At 65.4% G+C, this 15,761-nt stretch carries 20 protein-coding genes and 1 pseudogene; 6 read left to right on the forward strand and 15 right to left on the reverse strand.

Annotated features, from left to right (window positions below; translation table 11 throughout):
- Positions 1 to 49: 49 nt before the first annotated feature.
- The 8 genes from RI211_RS02610 to RI211_RS02645 form a co-directional block, all read right to left on the reverse strand.
- Positions 50 to 1,000 (reverse strand): cytochrome c oxidase assembly protein, encoded by a 951-nt coding sequence (locus tag RI211_RS02610; RefSeq protein WP_029266234.1) that lies wholly within the window; start codon positions 998 to 1,000, stop codon positions 50 to 52.
- Between the two features lie 25 nt (positions 1,001 to 1,025).
- Positions 1,026 to 1,361 (reverse strand): DUF6804 family protein, encoded by a 336-nt coding sequence (locus RI211_RS02615; protein WP_029266233.1) that lies wholly within the window; start codon positions 1,359 to 1,361, stop codon positions 1,026 to 1,028.
- Entirely contained in the window at positions 1,358 to 1,867 is a 510-nt protein-coding gene (locus RI211_RS02620; RefSeq protein WP_231868231.1) for a signal peptidase II, read from the reverse strand. Before RI211_RS02620 ends, RI211_RS02615 begins: the two co-directional genes overlap by 4 nt.
- A gap of 19 nt (positions 1,868 to 1,886) precedes the next feature.
- On the reverse strand, positions 1,887 to 2,579 hold the full coding sequence (locus RI211_RS02625; protein WP_029266231.1) for a copper resistance CopC family protein: 693 nt from the start codon (positions 2,577 to 2,579) through the stop codon (positions 1,887 to 1,889).
- Positions 2,572 to 3,486 (reverse strand): cation diffusion facilitator family transporter, encoded by a 915-nt coding sequence (locus RI211_RS02630; protein ID WP_029266230.1) that lies wholly within the window; start codon positions 3,484 to 3,486, stop codon positions 2,572 to 2,574. The genes RI211_RS02625 and RI211_RS02630 overlap by 8 nt, the downstream gene beginning before the upstream one ends.
- 10 nt (positions 3,487 to 3,496) lie before the next feature.
- The gene (locus tag RI211_RS02635) at positions 3,497 to 4,486 is read right to left on the reverse strand and encodes a flavin-containing monooxygenase (RefSeq protein WP_029266228.1); all 990 of its coding nucleotides are present in this window, start codon (positions 4,484 to 4,486) and stop codon (positions 3,497 to 3,499) included.
- Positions 4,486 to 5,151, reverse strand: a complete 666-nt coding sequence (locus RI211_RS02640; RefSeq protein WP_029266226.1) for a DsbA family protein — start codon at positions 5,149 to 5,151, stop codon at positions 4,486 to 4,488. The genes RI211_RS02635 and RI211_RS02640 overlap by 1 nt, the downstream gene beginning before the upstream one ends.
- A gap of 79 nt (positions 5,152 to 5,230) precedes the next feature.
- On the reverse strand, positions 5,231 to 5,530 hold the full coding sequence (locus RI211_RS02645) for a hypothetical protein (protein ID WP_143049227.1): 300 nt from the start codon (positions 5,528 to 5,530) through the stop codon (positions 5,231 to 5,233).
- A gap of 265 nt (positions 5,531 to 5,795) precedes the next feature.
- On the opposite strand from RI211_RS02645, the pseudogene RI211_RS02650 reads away from it, so the two are divergent.
- From RI211_RS02650 to RI211_RS02675, 6 genes and pseudogenes are all read left to right on the forward strand, one after another.
- Positions 5,796 to 6,204, forward strand: a pseudogene (locus tag RI211_RS02650) (arsenate reductase/protein-tyrosine-phosphatase family protein).
- 251 nt (positions 6,205 to 6,455) lie between these two features.
- On the forward strand, positions 6,456 to 6,893 hold the full coding sequence (locus RI211_RS02655) for a hypothetical protein (RefSeq protein WP_136025417.1): 438 nt from the start codon (positions 6,456 to 6,458) through the stop codon (positions 6,891 to 6,893).
- Positions 6,893 to 7,279 carry a hypothetical protein gene (locus tag RI211_RS02660; RefSeq protein ID WP_029266222.1) on the forward strand — a complete coding sequence of 129 codons (387 nt, stop codon included), beginning with the start codon at positions 6,893 to 6,895 and terminating at the stop codon, positions 7,277 to 7,279. Before RI211_RS02655 ends, RI211_RS02660 begins: the two co-directional genes overlap by 1 nt.
- 120 nt (positions 7,280 to 7,399) lie before the next feature.
- Entirely contained in the window at positions 7,400 to 7,735 is a 336-nt protein-coding gene (cmtR, locus tag RI211_RS02665; protein ID WP_029266220.1) for a Cd(II)/Pb(II)-sensing metalloregulatory transcriptional regulator CmtR, read from the forward strand.
- On the forward strand, positions 7,732 to 9,816 hold the full coding sequence (locus RI211_RS02670) for a heavy metal translocating P-type ATPase (RefSeq protein ID WP_231479865.1): 2,085 nt from the start codon (positions 7,732 to 7,734) through the stop codon (positions 9,814 to 9,816). The genes cmtR and RI211_RS02670 overlap by 4 nt, the downstream gene beginning before the upstream one ends.
- A 44-nt stretch (positions 9,817 to 9,860) precedes the next feature.
- Positions 9,861 to 10,517 carry a DsbA family protein gene (locus RI211_RS02675; RefSeq protein WP_029266216.1) on the forward strand — a complete coding sequence of 219 codons (657 nt, stop codon included), beginning with the start codon at positions 9,861 to 9,863 and terminating at the stop codon, positions 10,515 to 10,517.
- 46 nt (positions 10,518 to 10,563) lie between these two features.
- On the opposite strand, the gene RI211_RS02680 is transcribed toward RI211_RS02675, so the two are convergent.
- The 7 genes from RI211_RS02680 to RI211_RS02710 form a co-directional block, all read right to left on the reverse strand.
- On the reverse strand, positions 10,564 to 10,968 hold the full coding sequence (locus RI211_RS02680) for an arsenate reductase ArsC (protein WP_029266214.1): 405 nt from the start codon (positions 10,966 to 10,968) through the stop codon (positions 10,564 to 10,566).
- 21 nt (positions 10,969 to 10,989) lie between these two features.
- Positions 10,990 to 11,988 (reverse strand): metalloregulator ArsR/SmtB family transcription factor, encoded by a 999-nt coding sequence (locus RI211_RS02685; RefSeq protein ID WP_029266212.1) that lies wholly within the window; start codon positions 11,986 to 11,988, stop codon positions 10,990 to 10,992.
- The gene (gene arsB, locus RI211_RS02690; protein ID WP_029266210.1) at positions 11,985 to 13,082 is read right to left on the reverse strand and encodes an ACR3 family arsenite efflux transporter; all 1,098 of its coding nucleotides are present in this window, start codon (positions 13,080 to 13,082) and stop codon (positions 11,985 to 11,987) included. The genes RI211_RS02685 and arsB overlap by 4 nt, the downstream gene beginning before the upstream one ends.
- Positions 13,079 to 13,405 (reverse strand): thioredoxin, encoded by a 327-nt coding sequence (trxA, locus tag RI211_RS02695; protein WP_029266209.1) that lies wholly within the window; start codon positions 13,403 to 13,405, stop codon positions 13,079 to 13,081. The genes arsB and trxA overlap by 4 nt, the downstream gene beginning before the upstream one ends.
- Positions 13,402 to 14,379 carry a thioredoxin-disulfide reductase gene (trxB, locus tag RI211_RS02700; protein WP_029266208.1) on the reverse strand — a complete coding sequence of 326 codons (978 nt, stop codon included), beginning with the start codon at positions 14,377 to 14,379 and terminating at the stop codon, positions 13,402 to 13,404. Before trxB ends, trxA begins: the two co-directional genes overlap by 4 nt.
- Positions 14,380 to 14,683: 304 nt before the next feature.
- A complete protein-coding gene (locus tag RI211_RS16980; protein ID WP_371511042.1) occupies positions 14,684 to 14,872 on the reverse strand; it encodes a hypothetical protein in 189 nt (62 codons plus the stop codon).
- Positions 14,873 to 15,403: 531 nt separating this feature from the next.
- The gene (locus RI211_RS02710; protein ID WP_029266204.1) at positions 15,404 to 15,748 is read right to left on the reverse strand and encodes a metal-sensitive transcriptional regulator; all 345 of its coding nucleotides are present in this window, start codon (positions 15,746 to 15,748) and stop codon (positions 15,404 to 15,406) included.
- Between the last annotated feature and the right edge of the window lie 13 nt (positions 15,749 to 15,761).

The following is a 15,761-nucleotide window of genomic DNA, read 5'->3' on the forward strand; positions in this document are numbered from 1 at the left end:
GTGACGACTACACCTCCTGCGGGAGGCGATTGGGCGCCTCACGACTGCATCAACGTTGAGGGTCATCAGAGTTCAGTTTGCTGAGGTAGGAGTTATACGCGTCGAGCTCTGAGTTCCCATGCAGATCGACGTACCGGTCTGCAGCAGCAGCAGCGGCCGTGTCGCTGCGGAACCAGCGGTGCATCACGTACACCAGCATCAGCACCGTGGGCGCTTCGCCATACGACCAAGCCAGCGCGCCGGCAAGCTGTTGATCTTCGAGGGGGTCGACGCCCAGGGCCTCCGTGGGTGCGACGAACGAACCGACCAGGATCGTGCTGGCCATCATGAGAAACACTCCGAAAAACGCGTGGAGTGCGGCTTCGGCGAACACATCGAGTGCCCGCGCTCCGTGACCCAACCTCACCGGGAGTGGATCCGAAGACAGGATCGGAATGGTGAACAGCACGCCGGCGAGGAGGAACGCCAACTCGAGCATGACGTGGCCGGCAGGCAGGGCGAGGATGACGTCCGCCGAGCCCGCGAGGTAGAGGCCGTAGAAGGCGAACAGGTAGAGGGGAACCGTGCACCACGGGCTGAGCAACCACCTGGCGGCGCGACTCCGAAGACCGGTATGCGCTGCCGTGAGGATCATCCGGCCGGCTCCACGGTGCGGTGTCGCTCGGAGGAGAAGAGTGCCCGGCGAGCCCAGAACCAGCAACGGCGGCACCGTCATCATCAGGGTCAGCTGCTGGAACATGAACACAGAGACAAGGACTTCTCCGTACGCCTCTACCCCAAGGCCAGTGACTGCCGCCAGGAGAACACATCCGAGAAGAAAGCTGACGGTCCGCCAGACGGACCAGCGCCGACCATGCATCCATAGGCGGACCGCTCCGACGAGATAGAGGGCCGCAAGGACTCCGGCGATGACGGGCAACACAGGAATGGTCAGATCCGCCGGCGCGAGCAAGGACTGCAGCGTTGGCGGAGTGTCGGGGATCGCGCCGCTCACAAGCATGGTGTTGACGCGAGGTTCCCGCAGATCATTTCCGGATCACCTTGATCGTCGCCCCCGCCGCCAGGAAGACCACAGCGGCGACGGGCTGAGCTATCTCCCACACGACACCGGAGAAGGGGAAGGGCATCACCGGATTCCAGAGCACAGCCACCGCGACGAAGATCGGTACCCACCACCAATGACGGGCCTGCACGGCGAACCATGCGATGATCAGCCCGAAAATCGACGCAACAAACAGGACGAGTGGCGCCCAGCCCGCCTGGACGAGCAAAGGCGCGAGAAACAGGATGGCGGCAGCGACGAGGCTGGGGGCGAGAGCATTGCGCTGATAGGTGGAGGGAACACGTTGTTTGGGGCTCATGGGCGGGCCATCTCTTCGGCTGGTGCGGGATCTGTGGATTCGGGGCGAGAAGGCGAGGAGTGTCGGCGACTGGCGCGCAGACCCGCGATCACAAGGAACACGGCGCCGATACCCAGGGCGACATCGGCCAGATTTCCGATGAAGAGGTTTCCGTAGGCGAGGAAGTCGGTGACGTGTCCGATTCCGAACGACGGGGGAGAGAAGAGGCGATCGATGAGGTTGCCGATCGCGCCTCCCACGATGAAACCGAAGCCGACTGCTGACCATGCGTTTTGGGTTCGCGTAGCGGCTCCCACGAGCAGAGTGGTCGCGATGACGCCGACGACAGTGATGACCCAGGTCGCATCTTCGCCCAACGAGAAGATCGCCCCCGGGTTGAACGCCAATTGAAGACCGAGCCAATCGCCGACCAGGGGTATGCGCTGATCCTGGCTCAATGAGCTCAGAGCGAGGGCCTTGGTTCCCTGATCGACCAAAGTGACGATCGCGGCGATGATCAACACCACGGCGAACCTTCGTGCCCGGTCACGCATCGTGACCCCCCTCCCCAGCCGCCGTATCTCTAGAAGCCTGGGCACGGTCTTGCTGGTGGCGCCGGCGTCCGGCCAGAATCACTCCGACGACGCCGAACCCGAGAATCACTGCCAGGCCGCCGACGAAGAACACGGGCAGCATCTCGGACTCTGCTCCGCCTGATGGTGTGCCACCGTATGTCTGCCTGGCAGGAGCGGGCTCTGGCTCCTCCGTAGTGTTGTCGGATTCTTCCGGGCTGGGACTGGGATTGGGGCTCGGCGTTGCGGGTGGCGCGGTTTTCGTACTCGGTCCGGGCTGTCCGACGGTGTACGAGAACTGCCCGCTGATCGGATGCCCGTCCCCAGAGACTGTCTTCCAGCGCACTGTGAACAGACCATCGGCGGCTTCCGGGGAGAGATGCTGAGTGATCGATTGACCGCTCACCGTCGGCGAATCGACAGCAACGTCTTCTCCGCCTTCATCAAGGACCTCGATGATCGTCGTGCCGGCCTCGTTGTTGAGGGTTCCCGTGAACATCAGTGAGATCTCATCAGGCGAGCCGCTGATGGTCGAGTCGGCAACGGGGTACGACGAGTCGAAGTTGTCGTCAGCGACAGCGACCGTCGGGGTGGCGACGACGACTGCTCCTGACAACAGCACGGCGGATAAGACAATGGCGGTGCGTCTGGGGAGGTTCTTATGCATGGGTGTCGTGCTCTCCGGGATGCGATTCGGGTTCGATCTGGAAAGTGGAGTGCTCGATGCTGACGGCGAAGTGCTCGCTGACGCACTCCTGAAGAGTTGTCAGCAACGCCGCGGAGGTCTCCATGGTGACGGTGTCGTCGACCACGACGTGGGCACTGAGGGTGGGGAGGTCCGTTGAGACCTGAGTCGCGTGCAGATCATGCACCGCGACCACGTGCGGAAGGGCAAGGATGTGGCGGCGGACATCGTCCAGATCGAGACCCGGGGGTGTCGATTCCAACAGCACACGTCCGGATGCTCGCAACAGGATGAGCGTGCGAGGGATGATGAGCAGGGCGATCAAGATACCGGCGACGGCATCGGCCTGATACCAGCCGAAAGCGGCGATGAGGATCGCGCTGGCGATCACGCCTACGGAGCCGAGGGCGTCGTTGACGACCTCGAGGAATGCGGCGCGCATGTTGAGATTGCGTCCGCGGCCGCTGAACAGGACGAGCATGGATGCGATGTTGGCGACCAGGCCGACGATACCGAAGAACAGCAGGCTTCCTGACGCGATCTCTGGGGGTTCGAAGAGCCGCCGTATACCTTCGACGAGCGCGAAGATGCCGACCCCGAGGAGCAGCGCTGCTTGGGCGAGTGCTCCGAGAACCTCGGTCCTTTGCAGGCCAAAGGTGTACTTGGGGGTGGGAGGGCGATTCATGAGATGCGCCGCGGTGACGGCCATAGCCAACCCGGTGACATCGGTGAGCATGTGCGCCGCATCGACGAGTAGTGCGAGGCTGCCGGTGATGATCGCCCCGATCACCTCGATGACGAAGACCGAGGAGGTGATCGCGAAAGCGATGATCAGACGATTGCGGGGAGTGGCGTCACCCACTCCGTGCGAGTGCCCTGCTTCTGTCATGGTGATCCTTTCAGGGGCGGTCGATGATGTTGGGGGCGACGATGGCAGCATCACTCCATGCCCCCGGAATCGTGTCTGCGCCGGTTCGGGAGTACTTCGGGATGCCGACCGTGAACAGTCCGGGAATATGCGTGTTGGCTTGTGTCCGAGCACCGGTGGGTTCCGGGGCGGGTAGCCACTTGTCGCCGGGTTCGTAGCCGGTAGCGAGGATCATGGAGTGCGGCTGCATCGTCGACTCATCGGCAAATGTCACGACGGCTCCGTCGGCCTCCACGACGGGGGGCGCGTGGCTCACGCCGGCCAGAGCGGTGGGCGCGGGGCCGGAACGAATCGAGTGGTTGCGGCGCAGCCTCGGCCAGATGGACCATCGCGCTGACGGCCGCGGTCGTTCTGTTCGGGTGGATAGAGTGACATCTCGCGAGTGAGCGAGTTCTTCGGCGATCTGTACGCCGCTGAACCCTCCGCCGACCACCAACACGGTCCCCGAAGGGATCTGGCCCGGGTGTAGGTACTGACTGGAATGTAGAACCGTTCCGGGTGCCGACAGATTCTGGCGCCAGGTAGGGACTCGGGGCACTGCCGCAGATCCTGTGGCACAGACAACGTTTCGCGTTTGCACGTCCCCGATGGACGTCGAAAGGTGCAACGTGGATCCGTCTCCGCGGCGTTCCACCTCGAGAGCGCGAACGCCCCAGAGAGGTTTCACGCCGAGCGTCTTCTCTACAGAAGCCAGGTAGTCGCTCATCTCGCGACCGCCTGGATGACGGCGATTGTCCCCGGGAAAGGGGAACCCGGGGAGAGTGCTGTTGCGAGCATCGCTGAGAAGCCTCATCGAGTGCCAACGGGTTGCCCAGCTTCGTTGACCGGTCGGCGCGGAATCGATGATGACGAAGTCTTTCTGTGCCTCCAGCCCATAGGACGACAGCGCGGACGCCATCGCCAATCCAGATTGGCCGGCCCCGACGATAATCGCTCGGCGATGCGATAACGAACGCACCATCACTGCGTCCCGTTCACCGCAGCTTCGATGCCGTCCTCGAGGTCCGTCCACTTCTCCAATACGACCTGCTCCCCGTCGATGAAGAACGTCGGAGTGCTGCTGACGCCGAGTCGCTCGCCCTCATCAACGTCGAACTCCACTCGTTGTGCGGTCGCCGGATCCGCGACCGCTTCATCGAAAGCAGCCATATCCAACCCGAGCTCCACAGCGAAACCCCGGAACAGGTTCGCACGCGACTCCTGAGCCTCACCCCACTGGGCCTGTGTTTGGAACAAGCGGTGGTACATGTCTTCCAGCCGTCCCTGCTGGGCCGCCGCTTCTGCCGCGATCGCAGCGTTCTTCGAGTTGAAGTGGCCAGGCAACGGGAAATACCGGATGACGTAGGTGATCTCCCCATCAAACTTCTCACGAAGGTCCTCGACCAGCGGGTAGAAGGCGCCACACGCCTCGCACTCAAAATCGAGGAACTCGACCACGGTGACCGCTGCGTCGCCGCCATCGTCGAGCACATGTGAATTCTCTCGCACCACCTGAGGGCCGTCGTTGCCTTCTGTCTCGGGCGCGGAGGCCCGATTCTCACTGAGAAGGACGTACACCAGCGCGACGACAAGGAGGACAACGACGAGACCCACCGTGACGAGGATCGCCTTTTGAGACGCTTTCATTTCTCTCCAACCACAACACAGCACAACGAACGTGAACCCCACCGAATGTGAAGCGCCATCGTGAGATGGCTGATCGATGTCAGGTGCGCGACAGAGAGAGTTGCGTGAGGGAAAGAGTTCGTGCAAACGGGCGGTCGGGTGCGGCCCTCATCTCGGGCATGCGCGGAAGTCGCTCGCGATTTCCGTTCGGCACGCGATTTACGAAGGCTCGAGCGACGATGAGGATCAGGAAGGAGCAGACGAGGCCAAACACGCACCCTGTAAGGCCGATCAGTGCGTTCGCGGAGGCGCCGTCTATCAGGAGCCGTTCCGATGAGGCGCCACCAGAACCATGCGTCGACGAGCCAACCGCACCATAGCTCGTAAGCTCGGTTTCCATCGATGCAGTCGAGGTAGCAGTGAGATATGGAGAGGCGTCCGCGTCGCGATGACCACCGGACCATGCTCCGACAATCAAGAGCAGGGCCAACCCAAGGCCTGTAATGATCTTCGTTATCAGGAGCTTGTCAACAGACGCCGCCTGGTTACGAGACCGGCCAGACGTGATCATTTCACGAGGATGTTACCAGCCTCGACAATCAAACCGTACGGGTACGCACCCTCGTGGACGAGGCCTCCTGGACTAGTACCTACTAGGGCCCTCCATGACTGACACCACCACCAAGCGCTCCGTCCTCTTCGTCGGTGTCCACAACGCCGGACGCTCGCAGATGGCGGCCGGATGTCTCCGCGACATCGCAGGCGACCGCGTCGAGGTCCGCTCGGCGGGATCCATGCCCGCCGAGCGGTCCAACCCGACTGCTGACGAGGCGATGGGCGTGCTCGGAATCGACAGCACAGCCGAGCAGCCCAAAAGTGCTGACAACCGAAGCCGTGCAGGCGTCTGACGTCGTCATCAGTATGGGATGCGGCGAGGCCTGTCCGTTCTTTCTTGGCAAGCGCTACGAGGACTGGAAGCTGGACGACCCAGCGCGCCAGGGTATCGACGCCGTCCGTTCGAACTGCGACGACATCCGCGCACGCATCGAACAACTCGAGAGTGAACTCACCTGATCTCGTGGGCGGGATGGCAATCCGGTGGTGCATCGTCAGGAATGTGTCACCGCAAAGCGCGTAGAGAATCCGACGCCGTCCCCGTCCGAGTGACATCTAGCGTCATCTCACCGCGCTTCCGACATTATCGCGGCCGATGCACTCGTTCTCAGTGGGGTGTCCGACTGAACGGACATCCGGACGGGTGCAGCGGGGGGCTCCAGCGCACAAGACGCAGAACCTCTGATGTTTATCTGATGTACTCTGGTCTCATGAGCACCGCGACTTTCACCGATCTCCTCCGTAAGCCGAAGGATGTCCTTGCCCACATCGACGAGGGCCAGGTGCGTATCACTCGTCGGGATGGCGATGACCTGGTGATCCTTCGTGGCCACGACCTCGACACGCTCGAGCTTGGCGTGAAGCTCTCCAGTGAACTGCTCCGCGCTATCGGGCGGAACAGGGGCGATGTCGGCGCTGCGCTGCGGGAGCTCTTCGCGTGGACGAGTGAGTTCGATGAGGGCGAGCTGGCCACTTACGCGAGCGAAATTGAGCGGCTGGTTTACTCCGCCAGCGAGTTGGGCACGTTTGAACGCCTGCTGCGTGCTCAGCACGAGTGGCGGGAGACTGCTGCGGCTTACGCCATGGGTGCGCGGCCGGCTAAGCCGATCGATCTGACGGAGACGTCTGCGCGGGTCGAGCGCCCGTAATGGCGGGAAGGCGGGGATCGTCGGTTCCGCGACCGACAAGGGTCAGCGAGTACGAGATCGTCTTCGGCGACGTCGCGGCGGAGCGCGGGTGGCGCGACCTTCGCGCGACCGCGAAGAACGCCCTCGCGGATGCCTGGGACTACCTGACCGCTCACCCGACGCGGTTCGACAGCTCGCGCTGCTACCAGCTGAAGGGCAACCTATCTACAGCGGTGGTGGGCGGGAGGACCCTGCCCGTCTGGCAGTACAAGGTCACGGACGGCGCGAGGCTTCGCTACGCGGTCGACGCTCCCCAGCCGAAGGGCAAGAAGCCGGGACGGGTGATACTCATCGAGGCATCCCCGTCGCATCCGAACGACACGGACTCGTCGAAGAACTTCCGGTAGGCGCGATCCTGAGTGAAGCTCGGCACGTTCCAGGAGGTGGTGGACAAGGCGCCACGCCTCGATGCAGTGTCCAGTGGAGTCGCCATCGCTATAGTTCAGTGTCCCGTGTATAGTCATCGTGTGCTGACTATTGCTTCTCGTCTTGATGTGATGAACCGGCTGGGTCGGGCGATGGCCGACCCGACGCGTTCGAGGATCCTGCTGTCGCTGCTGGATGCCCCGGGTTATCCGGCCGAGCTCGCCCGTGATCTTGAACTGAGCCGCACGAACGTGTCGAACCATCTCACCTGTCTTCGGGGCTGTGGACTGGTGATCGCGACGCCGGAGGGTCGTCGCACGCGGTACGAGATCGCAGATCCGCACCTGACGGTGGGCCTGCGGCATCTTCTCGACGCGGTTGTGGCGGTCGATGAAGGCGTGCCGTGCGTTGACGAGAAGTGCGAGTGCTGCGCATGAGCGCGGAGTGCTGCGGCGACGACGAGCCGCGGAAGACAGGCACCATCCACCGCGTCGAGTTGTCGCTACCGCAGGGGGGAGACGGCTGCTGCGGCCCAGAGGTCGTGCAGGCGGCGGCGGGCGTATCTGCTCATGATGACGGCGATGCGTGCTGCGGCCCCGCCCTGCCACCAGCCGCCGGCGCCGATCACGAGTTCGAGGTGCGTCCACCGTGGTGGCGGGACATCGCTCTACTGCCGTCGGCGCTGTCCGGTGTGTTCCTACTCGCCGGGTACGCGTTCGAGTGGACGGGCCTGGAGATTGCCGCACTGGTGCTGCAGTGGGCAGCTCTGCTCGCTGGCGCGTACACGTTCGTTCCCGGTGCGATCCGGCGCGTGATCCGTGGCCGGCTCGGTGTCGGTCTGCTGATGACGATCGCTGCTGTCGGCGCCGTCCTGCTCGGGCACGTCGGTGAAGCAGCGACCCTGGCGTTCCTGTTCTCCCTCGCTGAGGCGCTGGAGGACCGAGCGATGGACCGCGCTAAGGAGGGCCTGCGCGCACTGCTGTCACTGATCCCGGAGACGGTGCGCGTCTCACGGCTCAGTGGCGACATCACGGTCCCTGCTGCCGATGTGCGCGAGCTCGACATCCTCGTCGTCGGAGCGGGCGAGCGTGTGGCGACCGACGGTGTCGTCGTCGAGGGACGCTCCAGCCTGGACACATCGGCGATCACCGGGGAGTCCATCCCGGTCGAGGTCGGGCCCGGCGACGTGGTCGCGGCAGGTTCGGTGAACGGGTCGGCGACGTTGCGGATCGAGGCGACCGCGGATGGCCGCGACAACTCCCTCACGCAGATCGTCTCGCTGGTGGAGCAGGCCCACGCCCGCAAGGGCGATCGGGCACGACTAGCGGATCGGATCGCGCGCCCGCTGGTTCCCGTCGTCCTGATCGCCGCGGCGCTCGTCGCGCTGTTCGGCTTCGTCGTCGGTGACCCCTGGACCTGGATCGAGCGGGCACTGGTGGTCCTGGTCGCGGCGTCCCCGTGCGCGCTGGCGATCGCGGTGCCGGTCACCGTGATCAGCGCCATCGGCTCCGCGTCGAAGTTCGGCGTGGTGATCAAGTCCGGGGAGGCGTTCGAGCAGCTCGGCACGATCCGCGCCGTCGCGCTGGACAAGACCGGGACGCTCACCCGCAACGAACCCGCGGTGGTCGACGTCCGACCCGCCGACGGGACCAATCGCGACGACCTGCTCGCCTGGGCTGCCGCCATCGAGGCGACCAGCACGCACCCCTTGGCCGCCGCGATCACCGCGGCATCCCCGAAGGCGCTGTCCGCCATCGATGTCGTGGAAGAAGCCGGCCACGGCATCGCCGGCCGCGTCGACGGCACACTCATCCGCGTCGGGAACGCGCGCTGGCTTGACCCGGCCGTGCTCAGCACCGCCGCCGAAGGGATGGCTGCGGAGGGCATGACCGTGGTCGTCGTCGAAGCCGACGGCGCTGTCGCCGGGCTCATCGGCATCCGTGACGAACTGCGCCCGGAGTCGGCCGAGACCGTGCGGATGCTCCACAGTCAGGGCATCGAGACCGTCATGCTCACCGGCGACAACGAACGCACCGCCCGCGCCATCGCCGCCCAGGCAGGCATCGACGATGTGCGGGCCGAGCAGCTGCCCGCCGACAAGGCCCACGCGATCGAATCCCTGACCACCGTCCGCCCGACGGCCATGGTCGGGGACGGCATCAACGACGCCCCAGCACTAGCGACCGCCACGGTCGGCATCGCCATGGGACTGAAAGGTTCGGCGGCCGCCATTGAGTCCGCCGATGTCGCGTTCACCGGCCACGACCTCCGCCTCATCCCCGGCGCGCTCGCGCACGCGCGCCGCGGGCGACGCATCATGACCGCGAACATCGCCCTGGCCCTCGCCATCATCATCGTGCTCTTCCCGCTGGCGCTGTTCGGCGTTCTCGGTCTGGCCGGTGTCGTCCTGGTACACGAGATCGCCGAGGTCGTCGTCATCCTCAACGGCGTCCGTGCAGCCCGACGCCCCGCTGCTCTCCGAGAGCTAGCGCCGGCACCCGAGCCCGCACGCGCCTGACCAACCCTGCGGTGATATCGCCGTCCGAGCTGGAGCCATCCTTCGTGAAGACCCCCGTCAAAGTCAGCCTCATCACCGGTGCCGTCGTTATCGTCCTCGTGATCGCAGCTCTGGTCGTGGTCATGCTGACCCGGCCCGCTGCTCCCGACCCTTCCGGCTCGGCGGGCGCACTGCCCGGCGCCCGGACTGACTCGCACGTCCTGGACGACGCCGGCCCGGATGCGCCGACGCTGGTGGAGTTTCTCGACTTCGAGTGCGAAGCCTGCGGAGCGTTCTACCCGGTGGTCGAACAGATCCGCGCCGACTATGAGGGCGAGATCAACTACGTCGTGCGGTACTTCCCATTGCCCGGACACTTCAACTCCATGAACGCCGCCCTCGCCGCCGAAGCGGCAGCTCAACAGGGCAAGTTCGAGGAGATGTACGCTCGCCTGTTCGAGACCCAGGCTCAGAGGGGCGAGCAGCAGACCTCTCACACCCAGTTGTTCCGGACGTTCGCCGAAGACCTAGGCCTCGACATGGACTCGTACGACGAAGCAATCGCCGACCCCGCCACCAAGGAAAGAGTCGAAGCAGACCGCAACGACGGCCAGTATCTCAACGTCAGTGGCACGCCGACCTTCTTCCTCGACGGCGAGAAGCTCGAGCTCACCCAGCTCAGGGACCTCACGGATGCCCTCGACGAGGCCGTCGCTCGCTGACACTATCGAGCGTGCGCGAGGCCCGCCTCAGCGGACAGACTTTGAATCAGAGGATTTCGTCGACCAACCTCTCGATGCGTGCCCGGATCTCGTCTCGGATCGGGCGAACAGCCTCGATGCCCTGACCGGCAGGATCGTCGAGCTTCCAATCCTCGTAGCGCTTGCCAGGGAAGAACGGGCAGGCGTCGCCGCATCCCATGGTGATCACGACGTCGGAGGCCTGCACGGCTTCGGTGGTGAGGATCTTGGGCTGCTCGGCGGTGATGTCGATGCCCAGTTCCTTCATCGCTTCCACGGCGATGGGGTTGATCTGGTCGGCCGGCATGGAGCCGGCGGAGCGGACCTCGATGCGGTCGCCGGCGATGTCGCGGAGGAACCCGGCAGCCATCTGGGAGCGGCCGGCGTTGTGCACGCAGACGAAGAGGACGGAGGGCTTGGTGGTGTCGGTCATGAGGGCTCCTGTGGGTGGTGGTCAGTGCGTGAGCTCATCGACGAGGGCGCGGACGCGGTCCTCGATGTCGTCGCGGATGGCTTCGACGCCCTCGCGGGATGCGAGGGCAGGGTCGCCGACGGCCCAGTCGTCGTAGCGGACGCCGGGGATGATCGGGCAGACGTCGCCGCAGCCCATCGTGATCACCACGTCGGCGGCACGGACGGCATCGTCGGTGAGGGGCTTGGGGAAGCGTTCGGCGGCCAGGTCGCCTTCGATCTCGGCGAGGATCGAGCGGACGTGCGGATGGATGACGTCCGCGGGAGCAGATCCTGCCGAGCGGGCGACAACCCTGCCGGCGGCGAGCTTGTTGACAAGCGCGGCAGCGAGCTGCGAACGCCCCGCATTGGCCACGCAGACGAACAACACCTGGGGTACAGCGGAGTCGCGGTCGCGCGTGAGGTCGGCGAGTCGCTGACGTGCGAAGCGTTCGGTGAGCGGGACAAGCGCTCCCGTGACTATTGCCGTGCGGGCGAGTGACGTGTACGACTCACGAACGATGCCCAGCACGGTCTCCGGGGCGAGCTCGGGGACCTCGGCGGCGAGCTCATCGGCGAGGTGGGTGATCCGCGCATCGAACTCGGGGTGGCCGGCGCGGCCTTCGGCGTCGCCGTCTTCGCCGGGCGCCGTCATGGTCGCAGGCGCGAAGGAGTCCAGCAGAGCGGTGACGGCGCCCCGGCGGCTGGGGTTGATGCGGTACCAGACCCAGGTGCCGCGCCGTTCGGAGGTGAGCACGTCGACGCCCTTGAGGACCTTCAGATGGTGCGACACGGTGGGCTGTGAGACGTGTGCGAGCTCGGCGAGATCGCACACGCAGGACTCGCCTCGCGGATCGGAAGCGATCGCGGAGAGCATGCGCAGGCGCAGCGGATCCGACAGAGCCTTTAAGGTCGCGGCGACGGTGGACGCCGCCTCGTGGCCGATGGCGTGGGTAGCGACCGGGCTGCAGCTGTCGACGGCGTCGGTGAGCGTGACGTTCATGAGGTGATCCTTTCGCCGGTGTAGGGATCGGTGTGGAACCAAGCGCGCGCCGCCCAGAGGGAGACGTAGACGAGTCCAACGAGGACGGGCACCTCGATGAGAGGGCCGACGACGCCCGCCAGAGCCTGCCCGGAGGCGGCGCCGAAGGTGCCGATGGCGACGGCGATGGCGAGTTCGAAGTTGTTCCCGGCCGCGGTGAAGGCCAGCGTGGTGGAGCGGGCGTAGTTCAGGCCCAGGCTCTTGCCGAGCAGGAGCCCTGCGAACCACATCAGCCCGAAGTAGACCAGCAGTGGCAGCGCGATCCGCGCGACGTCCAGCGGGTTGGCCAGGACCGCATCGCCCTGCAGCGCGAACAGCAGCACGATGGTGAACAGCAGCCCGTACAGCGCCCAGGGGCCGATCACGGGGAGGAACTTCTCCTCGTACCAGGCGCGGCCGCGACGCTTCTCGCCGATCCAGCGGGAAGCGAAGCCGGCGACGAGTGGCACGCCGAGGAAGACCAGCACGTTCAGGGCGATCTGCCAGACCGAGATCTCCAACCCCTGAGTGTCCAGACCCAGCCAGCCGGGCAGGACGGTGAGGTAGAACCAGCCCAGCAGTGAGAAGGCGACCACCTGGAAGACAGAGTTGATCGCGACGAGTACGGCGGTCGCTTCCCGATCGCCGCAGGCGAGGTCGTTCCAGATGACGACCATCGCGATGCAGCGGGCGAGACCGACGATGATCAGCCCCGTGCGGTACTCGGGCAGATCTGGCAGGAAGATCCAGGCGAGGGCGAACATGACCGCAGGGCCGACGAGCCAGTTCAGCACCAGCGAAGACACGAGGAGCTTCTTGTCGCCGGTGACGGCCGCGATCTTGTCGTAGCGGACCTTCGCGAGCACCGGGTACATCATCACCAGCAGCCCGAGCCCGATGGGCACCGAGATGCCGCCGACCTCGAGGTGGCCGAGCAGGTCCGACAGAGCGGGGACGAATCGGCCGAGGAGAAGTCCTGCGACCATGGCGAGCCCGATCCACAGTGGCAGCCACTTGTCGAGGGTGGACAGACGCCGGACGGCGGCGGGAGCGGAAGCTGCGGTTGCGGTGGTCATGCGAGCAGCGCCTCGATCTTCTCGGCGATGACGGGCTTCGGGTGCGCGCCGATGAGGATGTCCGTGCCGGTGCCGTCGCGGAAGAAGCCGAGGGTGGGGATCGACGTGACGCCAGCGGCGGTCACGGTCTCGGGATTCCGATCCGCATCGACCTTGACGATCTTCACTCGTCCGTCGTACTCGGCGGCGAGCTGCTCAAGAAGCGGAGCGACCTGGCGGCACGGACCGCACCAGGTGGCCCAGATGTCGACGACGACAGGGATGTCGGAGTCGAGAACTTCGTCCTCGAACGTGGCGTCGGTGACGGCGGTGAGCGTGCTCATGCGAAGACCTCCTCGGCCTCGATCGGAGCGGCCGGGTCGTTCTCGAGGTTCGAGAGGTAGTGCTGGGCGTCCTGAGCGGCGGCGCAGCCGGTGCCGGCGGCGGTGATCGCCTGCCGGTAGGTGTGATCGACCAGATCGCCGGCCGCGAACACCCCGGGGATGTTCGTGCGGGTGGAAGGATGATCCACTCGGACGAACCCGCCTGCGTCGGTGACGACCTGTCCTGTGACCAACTCCGAGCGGGGGTCGTGGCCGATCGCGACGAAGACACCGGTCGCCGCCAGCTCGCGCTCGGTGCCGGTGACGGTGTCACGGAGGGTGACGGATTCGAGCTTCTCGTCGCCGTTCAGCCGGGCGATCTCGCTGTTCCATGCCACCTCGATCTTCGGGTGGTCAAGCACGCGCTGCGCCATGATCTTCGAAGCGCGGACCTCGCCGCGACGGTGCACGACGGTCACCTTGCATGCGAAACGGGTGAGAAACAGGGCCTCCTCCATCGCGGAGTCCCCGCCGCCGACGACGACGATCTCCTGCTCGCGGAAGAAGAACCCATCGCAGGTGGCGCACCAGGACACGCCTCGGCCGGTGAGTCGCTCCTCATCCGGCAACCCGAGCTTGCGATAGGCGGAGCCCATGGTGAGGATCACCGCACGCGCACGGAACGTCTCACCCGCGCCAGTCACGATGGCCTTGATCGGTCCGTCGAGGTCGACGCTGACTGCGTCGTCGAGGAGGATGCGGGCGCCGAACCGCTCGGCCTGCTGACGCATCGACTCCATCAACTCCGGTCCGTTGACGGCGTCGACGAACCCAGGGAAGTTCTCCACCTCGGTCGTCGTCATCAGCGCACCACCGGTGGTCACCGAACCGGCGATAACGACCGGGGCGAGGTTTGCCCGGGCCGCGTAGATCGCGGCGGTGAAGCCTGCGGGGCCCGATCCGATGATGACCAGCTCAATCTGTTGATTCGACATGAATCTATATTGACATTCTTCAAAGTAAGGCGCAATCGGCGGCGAGACAGTTCACGGACACTGCACCTGGATGCCAAGAAGCGACCTCCCAATCGGGAAGTCGCCCTCTCGTGGGTCGGTCAGACTGCGCCGACGGGCCTTGCGCCGATCTGCGCAGTACGGATGGCGTGCCGCAGCAGCTGGCACCCTCGGCGTCGAAGCCGCCGGCACCGCCGCAGACCCCGGTGTCGGGAAGGACGAGCTCGTTGCGCTCCGCAGCCTCGTGATCTCCGGCAAGGTGAGCTGCGACGCTGCGGACCTGCTCCTAGCCCGTGAGCGCCAGGAAGGTGGGGGCGCGGCCATAAGACTTCGCACCGACGATGAACAGGTCCTTCTCGGGCTGCGCGAGCTGGCGTGCGCCGGTGGCTCCGACGGAGCCGCAGGAGTGGATGTTCGGGTCGATCTCCGAGGCGATGCTGGCCACGGCGTCGAGCACTGGCGAGGATACGGCCATCGCAGCCGTCCTGGTCGACCGTGTGCACAACGAATGGCTGGCCCTTGCGGCCGCTGTCTACGTCTTTGTCGCGCCCCTGCCGCGCGATTCCCGTCACCGTTGTGCCGTAGAGGACGCGGTCACCCAGCACATCGACGAGTGGGGTGAGGTACTCACTCACCCACTCCGCCCCCGTCGGGTAGCCGTTTGCCGGCGCCGTCCCGGTCGGCTCGAGCAGGCGACGCGCTGCAGTGTCGGTGAGCTCCGGCCAGCCTGAGAAGAGGCGTGCATGACCCCACTCGGACACGGCAGCACCAGCGGAGGAGCCACGCTCGACGACCACGTCATCGACGCCACGTTCGGTTAGATGGGCGGCTGCAGCCGGATGGCCAGCCCAAGCCCGTCATCGATCACGATGGCATCCTCGATCAGTTGCTCGATTCTCAGCGTCAGGACGGCGCCTTTGACTACAGGCGCGCAAAGTCCTGAGCGTCCACTCGCCCAGAGCTATCCGAGGAGCATCGAAGGCATCCGCGGGGCCGCCTCGCTGGCTTAGCGGACGAGGCGTGCGATGGCCTGGGATGCTTCAGTGATCTTGGCCTCGGCAATGTCTCCGCCTGCACGTGCGGCGTCGGTGACGCAGTGGCGGAGATGGTCTTCGAGAAGACCGACAGCAACGCCCTGGAGTGAGCTCGTCAGCGCTGAGATCTGGGTGAGGATGTCGATGCAGTACTTCTCCTCGTCGACCATGCGGTGGATGCCGCGGGCTTGTCCTTCGATCCGTTTGAGACGGGCGAGATAGCGGGCTTTGTCGGTGATGTAGCCGTGTTCGCCGTGTTCGCCGTGTTCGCAGGCGGTGTCGGACTCGACCTGGTCGGTCTCGATGGTGTCGGTCATCGTGGTCTCCGGT

It is taken from the genome of Microbacterium meiriae (genome assembly GCF_032364335.1).
Taxonomy (GTDB): Bacteria; Actinomycetota; Actinomycetes; order Actinomycetales; family Microbacteriaceae; genus Microbacterium; species Microbacterium meiriae.

Coding starts and splice junctions, on each gene's coding strand:
- RI211_RS02685 (WP_029266212.1), bottom strand. CDS start 11,988: ATGAACGTCACGCTCACCGACGCCGTCGACAGCTGCAGCCCGGTCGCT.
- trxA (WP_029266209.1), bottom strand. CDS start 13,405: ATGAGCACGCTCACCGCCGTCACCGACGCCACGTTCGAGGACGAAGTT.
- RI211_RS02635 (WP_029266228.1), bottom strand. CDS start 4,486: ATGGTGCGTTCGTTATCGCATCGCCGAGCGATTATCGTCGGGGCCGGC.
- RI211_RS02625 (WP_029266231.1), bottom strand. CDS start 2,579: ATGCATAAGAACCTCCCCAGACGCACCGCCATTGTCTTATCCGCCGTG.
- RI211_RS02655 (WP_136025417.1), top strand. CDS start 6,456: ATGAGCACCGCGACTTTCACCGATCTCCTCCGTAAGCCGAAGGATGTC.
- RI211_RS16980 (WP_371511042.1), bottom strand. CDS start 14,872: ATGGCCGTATCCTCGCCAGTGCTCGACGCCGTGGCCAGCATCGCCTCG.
- RI211_RS02630 (WP_029266230.1), bottom strand. CDS start 3,486: ATGACAGAAGCAGGGCACTCGCACGGAGTGGGTGACGCCACTCCCCGC.
- RI211_RS02680 (WP_029266214.1), bottom strand. CDS start 10,968: ATGACCGACACCACCAAGCCCTCCGTCCTCTTCGTCTGCGTGCACAAC.
- RI211_RS02615 (WP_029266233.1), bottom strand. CDS start 1,361: ATGAGCCCCAAACAACGTGTTCCCTCCACCTATCAGCGCAATGCTCTC.
- RI211_RS02710 (WP_029266204.1), bottom strand. CDS start 15,748: ATGACCGACACCATCGAGACCGACCAGGTCGAGTCCGACACCGCCTGC.
- RI211_RS02610 (WP_029266234.1), bottom strand. CDS start 1,000: ATGCTTGTGAGCGGCGCGATCCCCGACACTCCGCCAACGCTGCAGTCC.
- arsB (WP_029266210.1), bottom strand. CDS start 13,082: ATGACCACCGCAACCGCAGCTTCCGCTCCCGCCGCCGTCCGGCGTCTG.
- RI211_RS02645 (WP_143049227.1), bottom strand. CDS start 5,530: ATGGAAACCGAGCTTACGAGCTATGGTGCGGTTGGCTCGTCGACGCAT.
- RI211_RS02640 (WP_029266226.1), bottom strand. CDS start 5,151: ATGAAAGCGTCTCAAAAGGCGATCCTCGTCACGGTGGGTCTCGTCGTT.
- trxB (WP_029266208.1), bottom strand. CDS start 14,379: ATGTCGAATCAACAGATTGAGCTGGTCATCATCGGATCGGGCCCCGCA.
- RI211_RS02670 (WP_231479865.1), top strand. CDS start 7,732: ATGAGCGCGGAGTGCTGCGGCGACGACGAGCCGCGGAAGACAGGCACC.
- RI211_RS02660 (WP_029266222.1), top strand. CDS start 6,893: ATGGCGGGAAGGCGGGGATCGTCGGTTCCGCGACCGACAAGGGTCAGC.